Annotated in this window: 20 protein-coding genes; 10 read left to right on the forward strand and 10 right to left on the reverse strand. The window is 63.8% G+C overall.

Annotation, left to right across the window (positions count from 1 at the left end):
• Positions 1-28: 28 nt before the first annotated feature.
• Together QF092_RS09505 and cobU are read right to left on the reverse strand one after the other, a co-directional pair.
• Entirely contained in the window at positions 29-613 is a 585-nt protein-coding gene (locus tag QF092_RS09505; protein WP_281463662.1) for a histidine phosphatase family protein, read from the reverse strand.
• A complete protein-coding gene (gene cobU, locus QF092_RS09510) occupies positions 604-1,152 on the reverse strand; it encodes a bifunctional adenosylcobinamide kinase/adenosylcobinamide-phosphate guanylyltransferase (RefSeq protein ID WP_281463663.1) in 549 nt (182 codons plus the stop codon). The genes QF092_RS09505 and cobU overlap by 10 nt, the downstream gene beginning before the upstream one ends.
• Before the next feature lie 81 nt (positions 1,153-1,233).
• Between cobU and QF092_RS09515 the strand changes: the two genes are divergently transcribed.
• The 7 genes from QF092_RS09515 to QF092_RS09545 all read left to right on the forward strand — a co-directional run bounded on the left by QF092_RS09515 (position 1,234) and on the right by QF092_RS09545 (position 7,727).
• On the forward strand, positions 1,234-2,112 hold the full coding sequence (locus tag QF092_RS09515) for an RNA polymerase factor sigma-32 (RefSeq protein ID WP_281463664.1): 879 nt from the start codon (positions 1,234-1,236) through the stop codon (positions 2,110-2,112).
• Positions 2,109-2,930, forward strand: a complete 822-nt coding sequence (locus tag QF092_RS09520; RefSeq protein ID WP_281463665.1) for a ChaN family lipoprotein — start codon at positions 2,109-2,111, stop codon at positions 2,928-2,930. Before QF092_RS09515 ends, QF092_RS09520 begins: the two co-directional genes overlap by 4 nt.
• Positions 2,931-3,089: 159 nt before the next feature.
• A complete protein-coding gene (coaBC, locus tag QF092_RS09525; protein WP_281463666.1) occupies positions 3,090-4,286 on the forward strand; it encodes a bifunctional phosphopantothenoylcysteine decarboxylase/phosphopantothenate--cysteine ligase CoaBC in 1,197 nt (398 codons plus the stop codon).
• Between the two features lie 64 nt (positions 4,287-4,350).
• Positions 4,351-4,815, forward strand: coding sequence for a dUTP diphosphatase (gene dut / locus QF092_RS09530; RefSeq protein ID WP_281463667.1), 465 nt, complete (start codon positions 4,351-4,353; stop codon positions 4,813-4,815).
• Complete coding sequence (locus QF092_RS09535) at positions 4,812-5,849, forward strand: HesA/MoeB/ThiF family protein (protein ID WP_281463668.1); 1,038 nt, start codon at positions 4,812-4,814, stop codon at positions 5,847-5,849. Before dut ends, QF092_RS09535 begins: the two co-directional genes overlap by 4 nt.
• 209 nt (positions 5,850-6,058) lie before the next feature.
• Entirely contained in the window at positions 6,059-6,862 is an 804-nt protein-coding gene (locus tag QF092_RS09540) for a transporter substrate-binding domain-containing protein (protein WP_281463669.1), read from the forward strand.
• A 67-nt stretch (positions 6,863-6,929) separates the two neighbouring features.
• Positions 6,930-7,727 (forward strand): amino acid ABC transporter permease, encoded by a 798-nt coding sequence (locus tag QF092_RS09545; RefSeq protein ID WP_281463670.1) that lies wholly within the window; start codon positions 6,930-6,932, stop codon positions 7,725-7,727.
• Here QF092_RS09545 and QF092_RS09550 read toward each other — a convergent pair.
• Positions 7,724-8,107 (reverse strand): MerR family transcriptional regulator, encoded by a 384-nt coding sequence (locus QF092_RS09550; RefSeq protein ID WP_281463671.1) that lies wholly within the window; start codon positions 8,105-8,107, stop codon positions 7,724-7,726. The two genes, QF092_RS09545 and QF092_RS09550, sit on opposite strands and share 4 nt — an antisense overlap.
• Before the next feature lie 130 nt (positions 8,108-8,237).
• Between QF092_RS09550 and QF092_RS09555 the strand changes: the two genes are divergently transcribed.
• Together QF092_RS09555 and QF092_RS09560 are read left to right on the forward strand one after the other, a co-directional pair.
• Positions 8,238-8,684, forward strand: a complete 447-nt coding sequence (locus tag QF092_RS09555) for a PaaI family thioesterase (RefSeq protein WP_281463672.1) — start codon at positions 8,238-8,240, stop codon at positions 8,682-8,684.
• Positions 8,681-9,199, forward strand: coding sequence for a PaaI family thioesterase (locus tag QF092_RS09560; protein WP_281463673.1), 519 nt, complete (start codon positions 8,681-8,683; stop codon positions 9,197-9,199). Before QF092_RS09555 ends, QF092_RS09560 begins: the two co-directional genes overlap by 4 nt.
• Before the next feature lie 3 nt (positions 9,200-9,202).
• On the opposite strand, the gene QF092_RS09565 is transcribed toward QF092_RS09560, so the two are convergent.
• On the reverse strand, positions 9,203-10,348 hold the full coding sequence (locus QF092_RS09565; protein ID WP_281463674.1) for a protoglobin domain-containing protein: 1,146 nt from the start codon (positions 10,346-10,348) through the stop codon (positions 9,203-9,205).
• Positions 10,349-10,553: 205 nt separating this feature from the next.
• On the opposite strand from QF092_RS09565, the gene QF092_RS09570 reads away from it, so the two are divergent.
• Entirely contained in the window at positions 10,554-11,858 is a 1,305-nt protein-coding gene (locus QF092_RS09570; protein WP_281463675.1) for an MATE family efflux transporter, read from the forward strand.
• 31 nt (positions 11,859-11,889) lie between these two features.
• On the opposite strand, the gene QF092_RS09575 is transcribed toward QF092_RS09570, so the two are convergent.
• The 6 genes from QF092_RS09575 to QF092_RS09600 form a co-directional block, all read right to left on the reverse strand.
• Complete coding sequence (locus QF092_RS09575; RefSeq protein WP_281463676.1) at positions 11,890-12,648, reverse strand: TIGR02186 family protein; 759 nt, start codon at positions 12,646-12,648, stop codon at positions 11,890-11,892.
• Positions 12,645-13,562, reverse strand: coding sequence for a sulfite exporter TauE/SafE family protein (locus tag QF092_RS09580; RefSeq protein WP_281463677.1), 918 nt, complete (start codon positions 13,560-13,562; stop codon positions 12,645-12,647). The genes QF092_RS09575 and QF092_RS09580 overlap by 4 nt, the downstream gene beginning before the upstream one ends.
• A gap of 78 nt (positions 13,563-13,640) precedes the next feature.
• Positions 13,641-14,435, reverse strand: coding sequence for a purine-nucleoside phosphorylase (locus QF092_RS09585; RefSeq protein WP_281463678.1), 795 nt, complete (start codon positions 14,433-14,435; stop codon positions 13,641-13,643).
• A complete protein-coding gene (locus QF092_RS09590; RefSeq protein ID WP_281463679.1) occupies positions 14,435-15,403 on the reverse strand; it encodes an ABC transporter permease in 969 nt (322 codons plus the stop codon). Before QF092_RS09590 ends, QF092_RS09585 begins: the two co-directional genes overlap by 1 nt.
• Complete coding sequence (locus QF092_RS09595) at positions 15,403-16,509, reverse strand: ABC transporter permease (RefSeq protein WP_281463680.1); 1,107 nt, start codon at positions 16,507-16,509, stop codon at positions 15,403-15,405. Before QF092_RS09595 ends, QF092_RS09590 begins: the two co-directional genes overlap by 1 nt.
• The gene (locus tag QF092_RS09600) at positions 16,509-18,065 is read right to left on the reverse strand and encodes an ABC transporter ATP-binding protein (RefSeq protein WP_281463681.1); all 1,557 of its coding nucleotides are present in this window, start codon (positions 18,063-18,065) and stop codon (positions 16,509-16,511) included. Before QF092_RS09600 ends, QF092_RS09595 begins: the two co-directional genes overlap by 1 nt.
• Positions 18,066-18,076: the final 11 nt, after the last annotated feature.

Here is an 18,076-nt window from a genome sequence, read left to right on the forward strand (position 1 = left end):
GGGAAACGCCGATTGCTGATGCGCCCCATCACGGAAGATGATTGATCAGACCGAGTTGCCATCCCTGCGGGCCGTGGTCGATGCGGGTGATAGAGAGGTTGTCAATGCGATGGGCGAAGACCTCGGCAGCCGTGCTGCCAAGAGCGCGCTGCACCTGCGTCAGGATCGCGCCGAAATGTGCGACAAGGATCAGGTCGCGCCCTTGATGGGCGGCAATCAGGGCATCGGTCGCGGCGTTGATGCGGGCGGCGGCGTCATTCCAGCTTTCGCCATTCGGGGGGCGGTGATCGCCGGGATCGTCCCAATAGGCGAAGGAGAGTTCTGGGTGGGTGTTGGCGACGGCATCCCATGTCTGGCCATCCCAGTCGCCGAAGTGAAGCTCGCGCAAGCCGGGGTGATGGGGAAGGCGCTGGCGTCCCTTGGCCAAGGCATCGGCGGTGGCCACGGCGCGGATCAGGTCGGACGAGACGAGAAGCGCATCAGCGGGCAGATGCGCGTTCAGGCGGGCAAGTGTCGCCGTATCGGACAGGTCGGCAGGCACGTCGCGCCAGCCTACCATCGTCTTTTCATGGGTGGGTCCGTGCCGCACCCACCAAAGGCGCGTCACATCCATGCGGGCATCCGCCCCTTCAGCACCATGGGCAGGCCTGCCATGATCCCCACCACCAGCCCCGCCTGACCTGCGATCTGCTGGTTCAGGCGGCCTTGTGCATCGCGGAAGGTGCGGGCCAGCGCATTGTCTGGCACGATGCCCCAGCCCACCTCGTTCGATACGACGACGACAGGGGCGCGGCAGGCGGCAAGGGCTGTAAGCAGCGCCGCCGCCTCAGACACCAGATCGTGTTCGGCCAGAAGGTGATTGGTCAGCCAGAGTGTGGCACAATCCACCAACACCACCTCACCCGGTTTTGCCATTGCCAGTGCCGCGGTCAGATCAAGCGGGGCCTCATCGGTGATCCAGCCCTGCCCCCGATCCGCGCGATGGCGGGCGATGCGGTCGCGCATCTCATCGTCCCAGGCCTCGGCGGTGGCGATATAGCGGCGGGTCAGGCCGCTGCCGGTAACCAGACGTTCAGCGAAGCCCGATTTGCCGGACCGGGCCCCGCCGATCACGAGGCTGAGTTGTGGAAGCAAGAAAATTTCGTCCGGCATTGATCCAGTATCCGATGCGACCCGTAGAATTCACAAAACGGCAATAAACGGGCCGATGCGTCTATCTGACTGGGGGTTTCGATGGCACTCGACGGATATAGCGACCAAACCATGTCCCGCCAAGCGATGCGGGCAGAGCTTCTGGATGCAGAGACTGAGCTGCGCCTCGCCTATGCTTGGCGCGACCATCGCGATGAGCAGGCGCTGCACCGGCTGGTGACCGCTTATATGCGTCTAGCGATCAGCATGGCCGCGAAATTCCGGCGCTATGGCGCGCCGATGAATGACCTTATCCAAGAGGCGAGCCTTGGCCTGATGAAGGCCGCAGACAAGTTCGATCCCGATCGTGGCGTGCGGTTTTCCACCTATGCCGTCTGGTGGATCAAGGCATCTATCCAGGATTACGTGATGCGCAATTGGTCCATGGTGCGGACCGGATCGACCAGCAGCCAGAAGGCGCTGTTTTTCAACCTGCGCCGCGTGCAGGCAAAGCTGGAGCGTGAGGCAGCCGCACGGGGCGAAACGCTGGATCAGTTCCAACTGCGCCAGCTTGTGGCGACAGAAGTGGGCGTGCCGCTTGCCGATGTCGAGATGATGGAAGGGCGGCTGTCAGGGTCTGACTTTTCGCTCAATGCGACCCAGTCGTCGGATGAGGATGGGCGCGAATGGATCGACGCGCTTGAGGATGATGGCGTTCAGGCGGCCGAGGCAGTGGAAGGCGCGCATGATGCCGAACGGCTGCGGTCTTGGCTGGTGAAGGCGATGCAGGCGCTGAACGCCCGCGAACGCTATATCGTGGCGGAACGCAAGCTTAAGGATGAACCCCGCACGCTGGAATCGCTGGGTGAGGAATTGGGGCTGTCCAAGGAACGGGTTCGGCAACTTGAAGCCGCCGCCTTCGCCAAGATGCGGCGCAATCTTGAATCGCAGTCGCGCGAGGTTTACGCTCTGCTTTCATGAGGTTGCACGCCATTTCCCTGCTGCTTGCCCTGCACTTTGCCGGGGCAGTGGAGGCGCGTGAAATTGGGCCAGAGGCACTGGATCGTCTGCCCGAAGTGGATGTGTTTTTCTTAGGCGAAATCCATGACAACCCGGCGCAGCATCGCAATCAGGCGCGCGCCGTACGATCCATTGCGCCCGCCGCGCTTGTGTTTGAAATGTTGGGCGATGCACAGGTTGCCGCTATGCCGGATGACCGCAGTAATGCCCGCGCCATCGCCGAGGCGACGGAATGGGAAGCGCGCGGTTGGCCGGACTTTGCCATGTATCATCCGATCTTCACCGCCGCGCCAGAGGCCCGCATCTATGCGGGCGATCTGGGGATCGATGCGGTGCGCCAATCGCTTCGGACAGGTGCCGCAGCGGTCTTTGGTGCAGATGCCGACCGCTTTGGCCTAACAGAACCTTTGCCCGAGGCGCAGCAGGCCGCCCGAGAGGCCGACCTTCAGGCCGCCCATTGCGATGCCCTTCCGCCCGAGGCTCTGCCGGGAATGGTTGAGGCACAACGCCTGCGGGATGCGGCACTGGCCCGCGCCGCCCTTCTGGCGCTGACGGAAACCGGCGGACCTGTCGTGGTGATCACGGGGGTGGAACATGCCCGCACGGATATCGGCGCGCCTTCCCTTTTGCGCCGGGCCGATCCGGGAGTCACCGTCCTGTCGATTGCACAGATTGAATCGATCCCGACAGGGCGGCCACCACATCACTTGTGGCTTTTCACCGAAGGCGTACCCACACGTGGCGATCCCTGCGCCATCTTCGAAACGCAAGGCGGCTAAGGCGAAACTGTTCATTTTCTGTCGAACGGTATCCTCACGGGGTGAGGCCGCAGGCCGAGGGGGGATGAGCCCCCCCCTGCGACTCCAACCCTAAGCGGGAAAGGTTGAGTTCCGCGCCCCTGCCGCCTACACCTTGATCGGGGCCATTGGAGCATCGCCATGCTGACCGGCAAGCGCATCCTTCTGATCATCGGTGGCGGAATCGCTGCCTACAAGTCGCTGGAACTGATCCGGCTTTTGAAAAAGGCGGGGGCTACGGTGACGCCTGTGCTGACAAAGGCGGGGGCGGAATTCGTGACGCCGCTTTCGGTTTCGGCCTTGGCGGGGGAGAAGGTCTATACCGCCCTTTTCGATCTGACGGATGAGGCCGAGATGGGCCATATCCAATTGTCGCGCGTGGCGGACCTTCTCGTTGTGGCCCCGGCGACGGCAGATCTGATGGCGAAGATGGCGCAGGGGCGGGCGGATGATCTGGCCTCGACCCTGCTTTTGGCGACCGATACGCCGGTGATGGCGGCACCTGCGATGAATGTGCGGATGTGGCAGCATCCAGCGACGCAACGAAATATCAAGGTTTTGCAAGGGGATGGCCTGCGCCTCATCGGCCCGGATGACGGCGAGATGGCCTGTGGCGAATACGGCCCCGGTCGGATGGCAGAGCCTGCGGCGATCCTTTCGGCGATCACGGCGGCCCTGTCGGACGGCCCGCTGAAGGGGCGGCATGTGCTGGTGACCTCTGGCCCCACGCATGAACCGATTGACCCGGTGCGCTATATCGCCAACCGGTCGTCGGGGGCGCAGGGCACGGCGATTGCGGCGGCGCTGCGCGATCTGGGCGCGCGGGTGACTTTTGTCACTGGCCCTGCGGTCGTGCCGCCGCCTGACGGCGTGCAAGTCGTGCGGGTGGAAACCGCGCGCGCGATGCTGGAGGCGGTGGAAGCCGCCCTTCCCGCCGATGCCGCCGTGATGGCGGCGGCGGTGGCCGATTGGCGTGTGGCCGAGGAATTTTCAAGCAAGATCAAGAAGGTGGCAGGGGCGGCTGCGCCGTCTCTGAGCTTTGCCGAAAACCCAGATATCCTGAAATCCGTGGCGCAATCCATCGACCGCCGCCCGCGTCTGGTGGTGGGCTTTGCCGCCGAGACCGATGATGTTCTGGCCCATGCGCAGGCCAAGCGGGCGCGGAAGGGATGCGATTGGATCGTGGCGAATGATGTCTCACCGGGGACGGGGATCATGGGCGGGGCTGAGAATGCGGTGACGCTGATCACCGCGGCGGGGGCAGAGCCTTGGCCGCGATTGCCCAAGGATGAGGTCGCGCGCCGTTTGGCGATCCGGATCGCGGAGGCGTTGGGGTGACCAAAATTCTTGGAAGACTTTTGCAAAAGTTTTCAAAAACCTTTGGTTTCGCAAGGGGTTGGGCATGACCGTCCTGAAGCTGCTCTGGGAGGATTGGGCGGATCGTTCGCTCGGCCTGCCTACCTATGAAACGCCGGGATCGGCGGGGGCGGATATCCGCGCGAACCTTTTGCCCGAGGATCGTGAGAGCGGTTTCACGCTGGACCCCATGCATCGGGCGGTGGTGCCGACGGGATTGCGGGTGGAAATTCCACCGGGGTTCGAGATGCAGATCAGGCCAAGGTCCGGGCTGGCGTTGAAACATGGGATCACTTTGCCCAATACGCCCGGCACGATTGACAGCGATTACCGTGGCCCCTTGGGGGTCGCGCTGGTCAATCTGGGGGCGGAGCCCTACACGATCCGGCATGGTGACCGCATCGCGCAGATGATCATAGCCCCTGTTATTCAGGTGCAATTCCAAGAGGTTGAGGCCTTGTCGGATACGTCACGCGGCGCGGGCGGCTTTGGGTCCACGGGGAAAAGATGATCCTTGTCCTTGCGATGGCGGCTGCGCTTTGGGGGGTTGGCGCGCTGATGAAGGCGCCGGTGCGGTTGCGGTCGGGGATGATCCTCTTACTGTGGCTGGGGGTGGTGGGGCTGCATTTGGTGCTGCCGGAGGGGCATCCGTTGCGCGCAGCGACAGGGGGGGAGGCGCGGGGCTGGCTGGCCTTGGGCGTGGTTGCCGGGATTGTTGTTGCATATCAATCGGTTGTGTCGCGGTTGCGCCTGCGGGCCGCGCCGCAGGAGGTGGCGGCACCCTCCGGCGCCTTTCGCCCTGCTGAGTTGGACCGATACGCGCGGCATATCATCCTGCGCGAGATTGGTGGGCCGGGCCAGAGAAAACTGAAGGATTCCAAGGTATTGGTGATTGGTGCCGGGGGCCTTGGGTCGCCTGCGCTGATGTATTTGGCAGGGGCGGGGGTGGGCACCATCGGCTTTGTCGATGACGACATGGTGGATGGGTCGAACCTGCAACGCCAGATCATCCATGCCGATCAGCGGATCGGGATGCCAAAGGTTTTCTCGGCGGAGATCACGCTCAGATCGATAAATCCCTTCATCGAGCTGCGCCCTTATAAGCGGCGGCTGGATGAGGAGACGGCGCGCGCACTTTTTGCCGATTATGACCTGATCCTTGACGGGACGGACAATTTCAACACGCGTTACATGGTGAACCGTGTGGCGGTCGCGGCGGGCAAGCCCCTGATTTCAGGGGCCATCACGCAATGGGAGGGGCAGGTTTCCCTGTTCCACCCAGCGCAGGGCACGCCGTGCTATGAATGCGTCTTTCCTACCCGCCCTGCCCCCGGCATGGTGCCATCCTGCGCCGAGGCGGGCGTGGCGGCCCCCCTGCCCGGCGTGATCGGGTCGATCATGGCGATGGAAGCTGTCAAGGTGATAACCGGGGCGGGTGAGCCGCTGGCCGGCCGCCTGATGATCCATGACGCGCTGTTTGCCGAGACGCGGGTGATTTCGGTCAAGCGGCGGGCGGATTGCCCGGTCTGTGGCACAAGCCCCTGAGAACGCTGCATTTACCGCAACTGACTGGCGAAAACGGTTGTGCCCTGTTTTGTGCCGCCTTTTGTGCAGCAAACTGTGGCCACGCGCGCCTGTGGAATGAACAATTAACCATCCTTGGGCCGCGATTCCCCCTGCCCTTCTCTGGACAGGGGCAGGGGCGCACCCCATAGTCTGGCGCCAGAATGGATCATCCAATGGGGAGAGAACCGATGACGCTGAAAGCTTGGGCCGCCGGAGTGACGGGTGCCCTGACCCTGACCCTTGGCCTGACCGCCCCTGCCTTCGCGCAGGACGTGCCCGATCTGGGCGGGCGCGAGGTCGTGGTCGTGACCGAGAACGCCTATCCGCCGCTGCAATTCCTCGACAAGGACGGGAACGCGGTGGGCTGGGAATATGACGCGATGGCGGAGATCGCCAAGCGGCTGAACATCACGGTGAAATACGAAAACATCTCATGGGATGCGATGATTGCCTCTGTGTCGGAAGGCCAGTTCGACATGGGCATGACGGGGATCACCATCCGCGACGACCGAAAGGACAAGGTGGATTTCTCGGACGCCTATATGCGGTCGGAGATGCTGATGATGGTGCGCGGGGATGAGGATCGGTTCACGGATGCCGCATCCTTTGCAGCCGATGCCGACCTTCTGATGGCGGCGCAGCCGGGGACCACGCCCTTCTATGTGGGGGTCTATGAGGTGCTGGACGGCAACGAGGAAAATGCCCGCATCGTGAAGTTCGAAACCTTTGGCGCGGGGCTTGAGGCGCTGCGGGCAGGCGATGTGGACCTTGTCCTGTCGGACAGCACGGCGGCCAATGGCTATGTCTCGGCGTCGAATGGCGGGTTGAAGATCATCGGCGCGCCGCTGGGGGCCGAGGATTTCGGTTTCATCTTCCCGAAAGGGTCTGATCTTGTGGCCCCGATGAATGCGGCAATTGCCAGCATGAAGGCGGATGGCACCTTGGACGCGCTGAACACCAAGTGGTTCCTTGAATACAAGATGGGTGAATGATCCCCTGTTTCAGTGACATGAAGGCCCCGGAGGCAATGCCGGGGCCTTTCCTTTGGGAGCCTTTCGCATGACGCCGAACCCGCAGCCGGAGAAGGATTTTCCGTGGTGGCTGCTGCTTGTCAGCGGGGTGGGGCTTTGGCTGTTCTACGAGGTTCTGGCCAATGCAGACTATTCTGCCGTGCTGTCCACCCTGACCAAGGGCATCTGGATCACGGTGATGGTGTCGGTGGTGGCCTATCTGGGGGCCTGCCTTCTGGGGCTTGGCCTTGCGGTGGGCTGCCTGTCGCGGTTTCTGATCCTGCGGCAGGTCTGTCGGCTGTATATCGAGGTGATGCGGGGCATCCCGATCATCGTATTGCTGCTTTATGTGGCCTTCGTGCTGGCGCCGCTGGGCGTGGCGGGGGTCAATGCGGTGCTGGAGCCTTTGGGGTTCGATCCGGTGCGGACGCGGGATTTCCCGCTTTTATGGCGGGCGGTGCTGGCCCTTGTTCTGGCCTATGCGGCCTTTCTGGCCGAGATTTTCCGGGCCGGATTGCAGGCCGTGGACAAGGGGCAGGTGGAGGCGGCGCAAGCGCTTGGCCTGAATGGGTGGCAGCGGTTTCGCCATATCACCTTTCCGCAGGCCTTTCGGATGATCCTGCCGCCCCTTGGCAATGATTTCGTGGCGATGGTGAAGGATTCGTCTTTGGTGTCCGTGCTGGGCGTGGGGGACATCACGCAATTGGCCAAGGTCACGGCGGCCGGGAATTTCAAATATTTCGAGACGTATAACGTGGCCGCGCTGATCTATCTGACGATGACCATCGGGCTGAGCCTGCTGATGCGGCGGCTGGAGCGGCGGTTGAAGGCGCGCGAGACGCGCTAGGCTTCGGGCAGGCGGGAAAGTTCCTCTTCCGCCGTGGCGCGCAGGCTTTTTAGGTCTTCGCGCGCGGCGGCCAGATCGGTGATCTGGCGATCCAGCGCGTCAAGCTGGCGGTCGGCAAGGGCGAGCCATGTTTCAAGCTGCGGGCGGGTGCCTTTTTGCCGGTAGATGAGCAGCCATTGACGAATCTCTTCCAGCGAAAAGCCAAAGCGGCGGCCACGCAGGATGAGGGTCATGCGTGCCACTTCGCGCGGGCCGTAGAAGCGGGCGCGGCCTTCCTTTTCGGGTTGGAGGAGTTCGATATATTCGTAATAGCGCAGGGTGCGCGGCGTCACGTCGAACCTAGCGCACATCTCCTTGAAGCTGAGGCGGGTGTCGGACATTGGCATCTCCTTGCGGCGAAAGCATAAGCCGATGGAACCTGTGACGCAACGAATTGCCGCGACGGCAAGGCGGGGCCGGGCTTGCACTTGGACGGCGGGGCGCGATTATGGGGACCGAAGGGGTTTGGCAATGTCTGACGTTACGGCAGAGGCAGTGGTTGCGCTGGCGCGGCGGTTCATCGAGGCGATTCCGCATTCGCGGGCCTTGGGGATGCGGCTTGAATCGCTGGGCGAAGGGCGGGTTGTGATGACCATGCCATATGATGCGCGGTTCGTGGGCGATCCGGCGACTGGGGTGCTGCATGGGGGGGCCGTGTCGGCCTTGATGGATACGGCCAGTGGCGCGGCGGTGATGTGTCATCCCTCGGCACCCGTTTCGACGGCGACGCTGGACCTGCGGATCGATTATTTCCGCCCGGCGACGCCGGGGCAGGCGATTACGGCGCGGGCGGAGTGCTATCACGTGACGCGGTCGGTGGCATTCGTTCGGGTGACGGCGGTGGATGAGGATGAAAGCCGCCCGGTGGCGGCGGCGACAGGGGCCTTCACGCTGGACCGTCCGCGGGGGGTGGCATGACGCGCGAACGGCCGGAACCGGTGCAGGTTGTGAAGCAAAGGCGCGACGGGGCGCTGCGGACGCTGCTGTCGGGGGTGCCCTACATCCAGTATCTGGGCATCCAATTCGACCGAAGGGGGGATGAGCTGACGGCGATCCTGCCCTTTGACGAAAAGCTGATCGGGAACCCGTCTTTGCCCGCGCTGCATGGCGGGGTGACGGCGGCCTTCCTTGAGGTGGCGGCGATCATCGAGCTGTCGTGGTCGATCCTGTGGGAAGAGATGGAGGCGGGGAAACTTGACCCTTCGGCCATCGCGGACAGGCCGTTGCGGCTGCCGAAGACGATTGATTTCACGGTGGATTACCTGCGGACCGGGCTGCCGCGCGATGCCTATGCTAGGGCGCGGGTGAACCGGTCGGGACGGCGCTATGCATCGGTGCATGTGGAGGCGTGGCAGGACAACCGCACGCGGTTGTTTGCGCAAGGGACGGGGCATTTCCTGATGCCCGCCGCCCCCGGAGAGGCGGCGGAATAAGGGTCAGCTGGCCAAGGCGAAGCGGGCGGCGGGGGCGGGTTTAGGCTTGGCCCGGCTGCGGGTGGTTTGCGCGCCGCTGCCAATTTCGCCCGCAAGGCCCGAAAGGCGCAGGACGGTGGTGTTGATCTCTTCCACCGCAGTTGCCTGTTCGACCGAGGTATCGGCGATGGAGGCGACGAGGCCGCCCGTTTCCTGAATTTCAGGGACAAGCCGGGTCAGGGTCGCCGCGGCGGAGCGGGCGGCCTTGAGGCTGCTGCCCGTTGCCGCGTCGATTTCGGCGGCGGCTTCGGCAGAGCGTTCGGCAAGGCGGCGCACTTCGGTTGCGACGACGGCAAAGCCTGCGCCTTGGGCACCGGCCCGTGCCGCCTCGACGGCGGCGTTCAGGGCGAGAAGGTCGGTCTGGCGGGCGATTTCGGACACCACCTTGATGCGGGATGCGATCTCTTCCATCGCCAGCATGGTGGAACGCACTGCCTCACCGCCTTCGACGGCATTGGTGGAAACGCGCAGCGCGGCCTCTTTGGTGGCCTGCGCAGCGGTGGCGTTTTCCTTGATGGAGGCCGAGAGTTCTTCGATCGTGGCGGAAACCTCGGTCACGGATTCGGCCAGCGTATCGGCGATCTCACGTTCCTGCGCGGCCTTGGCGATGCGTTCGGCATCCAGCGCCTCGAAATAGGTGGAGATGCCGTAATCCATATCCAGCATGGCAAGGCGGAAATAGACGGACAAAAGCCGCGTCGCCTCGGCCGTCTTGATGCGCCCGAAGAGGCCGGAGGAGAGGAGGCGGGGGAAGAAATCCTCGATGATCCCCCGGAAAATGAGCGAATAGCTGTCCATATACCAGCGCGGTTCCAGCCCGATACGGGCATGGATGCGCCCAATGCGCGTGACGAGGGCGACATATTCTTCGTCGATCCGACCCGAGGTGAGGCGGCCCCAATGCGTCATCTGCAATTGCTTTGCCCGTTCGGCATGGGCGGCATCTTGGAAGAAATGCGCGGTCTTGGGCGTGTTCAGGATCGTCACATAGGCGCGATCAAGGATCGGACCCAAGGCTTTCATCAGCGCCGCCGAATGCCGCCCGGCAAGGGCAAGGTCATCTGCTGTGAGACCAAGATAGGTGAGCCGTTCCTGTAGATCCGTTTGCATGGCGTGGTCTTCCTTGACGCAGGCAGGCCATCCCCTGCCCTTCATCAAGTGCTACGGGCGCGATTAGAACAGGATTAGCACAAGTAAAGATTGAAACATAAAATGTGAATATTCCGAGTCTGATAATCCTATTTTCTGGCGTGTATCGGTGCCGCGCAAGCCGCCCCTTCCCCCGGCGCGGTGGTTGGGCCAATCTGCCCGCATCATGACCGACCTGACCCATCGCCGCCTCCTGAAGATCGCCGCGCCCATCGTCATCTCGAACGCGACCGTGCCGATCTTGGGGGCGGTGGATACCGGGGTGGTGGGGCAGATGGGGCAGGCTGCGCCCATAGGGGCTGTGGGGGTCGGGGCGGTGATCCTGACCATGCTTTACTGGGTATTCGGCTTTCTGCGGATGGGCACGACGGGGCTTGCGGCGCAGGCGCATGGCGCGGCGGATTGGCCCGAGCGGGGGGCGATCCTGATGCGCGCCCTGCTGATTGGGGCGGGGGCGGGGGTTCTGTTCATCCTGTGTCAGGGATGGCTTTTCCGCGCGGCCTTTGCCCTTGCCCCGGCGGGGGCAGAGGTGGAGGCTTTGGCGCGCGATTACCTTTCCATCCGCATCTGGGGCGCGCCTGCAACAATCGCGGCCTATGCCGTGACCGGCTGGCTGATCGCGGTGGAGCGAACGCGGGGCGTTCTGGTCCTGCAGCTTTGGGTCAATGGGGTGAATATCGGGCTGGACCTGTGGTTCGTCCTTGGCCTTGGCTGGGGCGTGCCGGGCGTGGCATGGGCCACGCTGATCGCGGAATGGAGCGGGCTGGTGCTGGGGTTGTGGCTGTGCCGCGACGGGTTGGTCCCGGTCTGGCGCGCGGCATGGGCACGGTTGGGCAACCGCGCGGCGCTGGCGGTCATGTTCGCGGTGAACCGGGATATCATGATCCGGTCGGTGTTGTTGCAAATCAGCTTTACCACCTTTGTCTTCCTTGGCGCGCGCAAGGGGGATGTGACCTTGGCGGCCAATCAGGTGCTGATGCAGTTTGTCAGCATCATCGCCTATGCGCTGGACGGGTTCGCCTTTGCCGCCGAAACGCTGGTGGGGCAAGCGGTCGGGGCGCGGGCGCTGGCCCCGGCGCGGCGGGCGGCACGGATGGCGATGTCGTGGGGCGTGGCGGGGGGCGTTGTGCTGGGGTTGGTCTTTGTCGCAGCGGGGCCTTGGATCATCGACCTGATGACCACTGCGCCCGAGGTGCGGGCAGAGGCGCGGGTCTATCTGCTTTGGGTCGCTGTCGCGGCGGTCGTGGGGGCGTTTCCCTTCATCTATGACGGGATTTTCATCGGGGCGACGATGACGACTGAGATGCGGCAGACCATGATCCTGTCGACGGCAATTTATGCCGGGGCGCTGGCGGTGCTGGTGCCGATAGCGGGCAATCACGGGCTCTGGGCGGCGCTGATCGTGTTTTTCGCCGCCCGGGGGGCGACGATGGCGAGGGTCTATCCAAGGATCGCGGCGCGCATAACCTAGGGGCGTTCATGCCGCCGGGGTGGTGCCTGCATCAGGCCCTGAGCAGACGGAAGCCTGCCGAGGCGGCCCAGCCTGCCAGCGCGGCAAGGGCCAGCGACAGAAGGCCATAGGCCCATGGCTGTTCGCGCGAGAGGTTGAAGAGAAAGCGTTCAAGCCCCTCTTTCCGCACACCGATGACGCGGTCTTGTGCATCAATGACGCGGCCTTCGCGCGTGAGGAAGATGCGGACGCGGTATTCCCCTTCGGTCAGGTTGGCGGGCAGCACGATATCGGCGCGGAACAGGGTCTGCTCGGTCAGTTCCACCGCGCCTTGCAGCACGCGGTAGCGGCCTTCGCCAATACGGATGCGCTGCATCGCGTCGATGAAATCGCCGCTATCTCCGGCCTCGGTCGCCGCACCGATGGCGCGGATGACGCGCGGCAGGGTGATGCGGTGGCGGAGGTCTTCGGTTTCCTTGAGGATGGACCGCAGGGGGCCTGTTGTGGCCACGGCATAGAAGGACGGGGCGGCATCGACGGCGACCGCTTCGGTATTCACCCAGATGCCCGCGACGCGGGCCTTCTTGCGGATGGTAAGCGGGGTGGAGGGGCCTTCGACGGTGATAATCACCTCAAGCGGTGTGTCCGGCGCGGGGGCGTTCCGCTTCACCGCGCCATAGATCAGGATCTCTGACCCGTCGAAATTCGCCGTGATGGAGACGCGGTTCTGGCTCATGCCCGCGACGATGCCTTCATTGGCCATGGCAGGCGCGGCCGAAAGAAGCGCAGCGAGGGCCAGGGCGCGGATCACGGCAGGACCCCCGGCATGACGGTGAAAAGTTCCATCGGGCGGATGAGAAGGTCGAGCGCGATCTTGACCGATACGGCCAGAACGAGAAGCGCGAGCAGGATGCGGAGTTGCTCTGCCTTGAGCCGGACGCCGACGGTGGTGCCGATCTGCGCGCCGATCACGCCACCAAGAATGAGAAGGAGTGCCAGCAGGATATCGACCGTCTGGCTGGTGACGGCATGCATGAAGGTGGTGAAGGCGGTGACGAAGATGATCTGAAAGAGCGAGGTGCCGACGACGACCTTGGTGGGCATGCCCAGCAGGTAGATCATCGCGGGCACCATGACGAAGCCGCCCCCCACCCCCATGATGGCGGCAAGGAAACCCACCAGCGCGCCCACGGCGAGCGGGGGCAGGACGCTGATGTAAAGGCCAGAGGCGCGGAATTTCATCTTGAGCGGCAGGCCATGCACCCAGGTGTGGACATGCGCGCGGCGCACGGGGCCGCCCTTTTGCGCGCGGAACCATGCGCGCAGGGATTCCTGCAACATCATCGCCCCGATCAGGCCGAGGAACAGGACATAGGACAGCTGGACGAAGAGATCGACCTGACCCAGCCGCGTCATCCATTGAAAGACCCAGATGCCCACGACGGACCCGCCCATCCCGCCGATCAAAAGGACGATGCCCATGCGGAAATCCACCGCCTTGCGCCGCAGTTGCGCCAGAACGCCCGACACGGACGAGGCCACCACCTGATTGGCCCCGGTCGCCACGGCGACAGCGGGCGGCACGCCGATGAAAAAGAGAAGCGGCGTGATCAGGAAGCCGCCGCCCACGCCGAACATGCCGGACAGAAAGCCCACCATGCCGCCCAAACCCAAAAGGAGGAAGGCATTGACCGAGACCTCGGCGATCGGAAGATAGAGTTGCATGGGCCTTGCCCGATGGGGAAGCGGCGTCTTGCCAAAGGGTTGCGCGCCTTTGGCGGTGAAGTCAAACGCTTGCCTGCCTCATCGGAGGTGGCGTAGGAAATGCCGCAGCACCCGTTCCAGTTTTGCCGCACCCAAGGGGGCCATGGCCTTGGTGTGTTCATGGCTGATCTTCTCGTCCGACAGGCCCGCCGCCATGTTGGTGATGGTGGAAATGGCCGCGACCTTCAGGCCAAGGAAGCGGGCTAGGATCACCTCGGGCACCGTCGACATCCCCACGGCATCGCCGCCAAGGATGCGGATGGCCCTGATCTCGGCCGGGGTTTCGAAGGAGGGGCCGGAATACCAAGCATAGACACCTTCGGGCAGGGGGACGCCTTCGGCCTGTGCGCTGGCCGTCAGCGCGGCGCGCAGGGCGGGGTCATGGGCATCCGTCATCGGCACAAAGCGCGCATCGGTGGGTTCACCGATCAGCGGGTTGAGGCCGGAAAAGTTGATGTGGTCCGACAGAAGCATCAGGTCGCCGGGGCGGATATCGGCGCGCAAGGAGCCTGCGGCATTGGTGGCGATCAGGCTATCGGCGCCAAGGCCTTTCAGCAGATCAAGCGCGGGGCGCATCGCCGCCGGGTTGCCCTTTTCGTAATAATGTTCCCGTGCGCCAAAGACGGCGACGCGCACCCCTTCCAGATCGCCGATCACGAGGTTTGGGTTATGCCCCGACACGCCCGCATGGGGAAAGCCAGGCAGATCGGCATAGGGGATCGCCACCCCATCCACAGCCCCCGCCAGATGGCCAAGCCCGGAGCCAAGGATCAGGCCCAGGCGAACCGGGGCATCGCCCGCGCGGGTGCGGACGAGAGAGAGGGCGTCGGACATCAGCGTTCCTTCACATAGGGTTCGCCCCCCGCACGCGGCGGGATGGCCTTGCCGACGAAACCCGCCAGAACCAGCACGGTCAGAACATAGGGCAGTGCATCAAGGAAGGGCACGGGGACCTTGACCTGCACCACCGCCTCGACCACGTCGGGGCGCAGGGCCAGCGCTTGGAAGAAGCCGAACAGAAGACAAGCCCAGAGCGCCGCAACGGGCCGCCATTTGGCAAAGATCAGGGCCGCCAGCGCGATATAGCCGCGCCCTGCCGTCATGTCGCGGCCAAAGCCCGCCTGAAGCGCGGTGGCCATATAGGCCCCCGCAAGACCGCAGAGGATGCCGGTGATGGCCACGGCGGCAAAGCGCAGGCCGACGACCGAGATGCCGGCTGTATCCACCGCCGCCGGGTTTTCCCCCACCGCGCGCAGGCGCAGGCCAAAGCGGGTACGGAACAGGATCCACCATGTCAGTGGCACGGTCAGAAGTGCGATATAGACCAAGAGGGAATGACCCGAGATCACCTCGTAATACAGCGGGCCGAGGATCGGGACGCCCTGCAATTCTTCTGCAAAGGGAAGAGTGACGGGGTTGAAGCGCGCCTCGCCCGACAGGGGCGGCGTGCGGCCGCCCTGCCCGAACAGGCGTTGCGCGATGAGGACCGTGATCCCGGCGGCCACGAAATTCAGCGCGACGCCGGAAATCAGTTGGTTGCCCCGGAAGGTGATGGAGGCAATGCCATGCACCCCCGCCAGCATCATGGAGGCAAGGATGCCTGCCAGAAGGCCCAGCCAGACCGACCCTGTCAGGAAGGCGACCGAGGCCGAGGCCATGGCGGCCATCAGCATCTTGCCTTCCAGCCCGATGTCGAAAATGCCCGCGCGTTCGGAATAAAGCCCGGCAAGGCAGGCAAAGAGCAGCGGCGTGGCAAGGCGGATCGTGGAATCGAGGATTTGCAGAAGCGTGGCGTAATCCATCACGCGGCCCCCTTCGCCATGCGTCCCGCGCGGAACAGGTTGAAGATCCACGTCAGCAGCATGCGCACCATCATGTCCAAGGCCCCGGTGAAGAGGATGACAAGGCCTTGGACCACGGTCCGCATCTCAATCGGGATTTTGGTCCAGAGGCCCAGCTCTGCCCCGCCTTGGAACAGAAAGCCGAAAAGAAGCGCCGCCAGCACCACGCCGATGGGGTGGTTGCGGCCCATCAGTGCCACTGCGATGCCGATGAAGCCTGCGCCAGAGGCGGAGTTGCCCAAAAGACGTTCCGCCTCGCCCATCACGTTGTTGATGGCCATCATGCCCGCCAACCCGCCGGAGATGAGCATCGCCACCATGATGATGCGGAAGGGCGAGATGCCCGCATAGCGCGCGGCGGGTTCGGATTTGCCATAGGCGCGGATCGCATAGCCGAGGCGGGTCCGCCACAAAAGCGCCCAGACCACCACCGCCATGGCCAGCGCGATGAATAGGGTGACATTGGCCGGAACACCCGAGGTGAAGATCAGGTTCAGCCCCGGCATCTGGTTCAGCGTGGGCAGGTGGGTGGCTTCGGGGAAGTTCGCCGTGGCCGGGTCCATCTGGCCATCGGGGCGCAGCACATCGACCAGCATGAAGATCAGGAAGGCGGCGGCGATGTAGTTGAACATGATCGTGGTGATCACGATATGGCTGCCGCGCTTGGCCTGAAGATAGGCCGGGATCGCGGCCCATGCCGCGCCGAAGGCCGCCCCCGCGACAGTGGCGCCGATCAGCGCAAGCGACCAATGTGGCCAAGGCAGGAAGAGGCAGCAGAGCGCGACGCCAAGGCCGCCAAGCTGGGCCTGCCCTTCGCCCCCGATGTTGAAGAGGCCCGCATGGAAGGCCACGGTGACCGCAAGCCCGGTGAACATGAAGGAGGTTGCGTAGTAAAGCGTATAGCCCCAGCCATAGGCGTTCATCACCGAGCCTTGCACCATGACGGTGATCGCCTCCCAAGGGTCTTGCCCGATGGCGAGGATGACAAGGGCGGCGATGATCGCGGCCAGCAGAAGCGAGATGAAGGGAACAAGGGCCACATCGGCCCAGCGTGGTAGGCGTTCCATCAGGCGGCCTCTCCCTTTCCGGTCATCCCGGCCATCATCAGACCGAGATCGCGTTCATCCGTAGCCTCTGGGTCGCGGAATCCCATGATGCGTCCATCGAACATGACGGCGATACGGTCCGACAGGCTGCGGATTTCATCCAGTTCGACGGAAACCAAAAGGATCGCCTTGCCCTGATCGCGGAGCGCCACGATCTGCTTGTGGATGAATTCGATGGCCCCGATATCCACGCCCCGCGTCGGTTGACCCACCAGAAGGAGGTCGGGATTGCGTTCAATCTCGCGCGCGACGACGATCTTTTGCTGATTGCCGCCTGAAAAACTTTTGGCGGCAAGGGTCGGGATGGGGGGACGCACGTCGAAGGTGGCCATCTTCCTTTCGGTATCGGCGCGCAGGGCGTCGTTATCCATGAAAAGGCCGTTCTTCTGGTATTCCGGCGCGTCGTGATAGCCGAAGGCCACGTTTTCCCATGCGGTGAAATCCATGATCAGACCAAGGGCTTGCCGATCTTCGGGCACATGGGCGATGCCTGCCTTGCGGCGCGCGCGGCCATCCGCGCCCTTGCCCGACAAGGGCAGATCGGCCCCGTTCAGCGTGACCTTGCCCGTGGCGCGGGCGATGCCGCCCAAAGCCTCGAGCAGTTCGGATTGGCCGTTCCCGGCCACGCCCGCGATGCCAAGGATTTCGCCCGACCGGATTTCGAAGCTGACGCCTTTCAGACGTTCGACGCCATGTTCATCGACAACCCGCAGGTCTTCGACCTTGAGCACGGTGCGCCCCAGCATGGTGGGTTTCTTTTCCACCTCCAAAAGGACCTTGCGGCCCACCATCAGCTCGGCCAGTTGTTCGGGGCTGGTTTCGTTGGTCTTGACGGTACCCACCATCGTGCCGCGACGCATGACCGATACGTTATCGGTCGTCTCCATGATCTCGCGGAGTTTGTGGGTGATCAGGATGATCGTCTTGCCCTGATCGCGCAGCCCCTTGAGGATGCGGAACAGGTGGTCCGCCTCGGCCGGGGTCAGGACGCCCGTGGGTTCATCGAGGATCAGGATATCGGCCTGACGGTAAAGCGCCTTGAGAATCTCCACCCGCTGCTGGTGGCCGACGGACAGGTCTTCGATCACCGCGTCGGGATCGACGTCCAGTTCGTATTCGCGCGACAGGTCCGTCAGCACCTTGCGCGCCTTGGAGAGCGAGCCCGCCAAAAGCGCCCCCTCTTCCGCACCGAGGACCACGTTCTCAAGGACGGTGAAATTCTGCACCAGCTTGAAATGCTGAAACACCATGCCGATGCCCGCGCGGATGGCGCTTTGGCTATCGGGGATGGCGGTGGGGGTGCCGTTGATGAAAATCTCGCCGGAATCGGCGCGATAAAAGCCGTAGAGGATCGACATCAGCGTGGATTTGCCCGCGCCGTTTTCGCCGATGATCCCGTGGATCGTGCCCTTGGGCACGGCGATGTGGATGTCTTTGTTGGCCTGCACCGGACCGAAGGCCTTGGAAATGCCCTTCAGTTCGATGGCGTAGCGCGCATCCGCCGCCTGCGTCACCATGTGGTTCCCCC

The organism is Fuscovulum ytuae (genome assembly GCF_029953595.1).
GTDB lineage: Bacteria > Pseudomonadota > Alphaproteobacteria > Rhodobacterales > Rhodobacteraceae > Paragemmobacter > Paragemmobacter ytuae.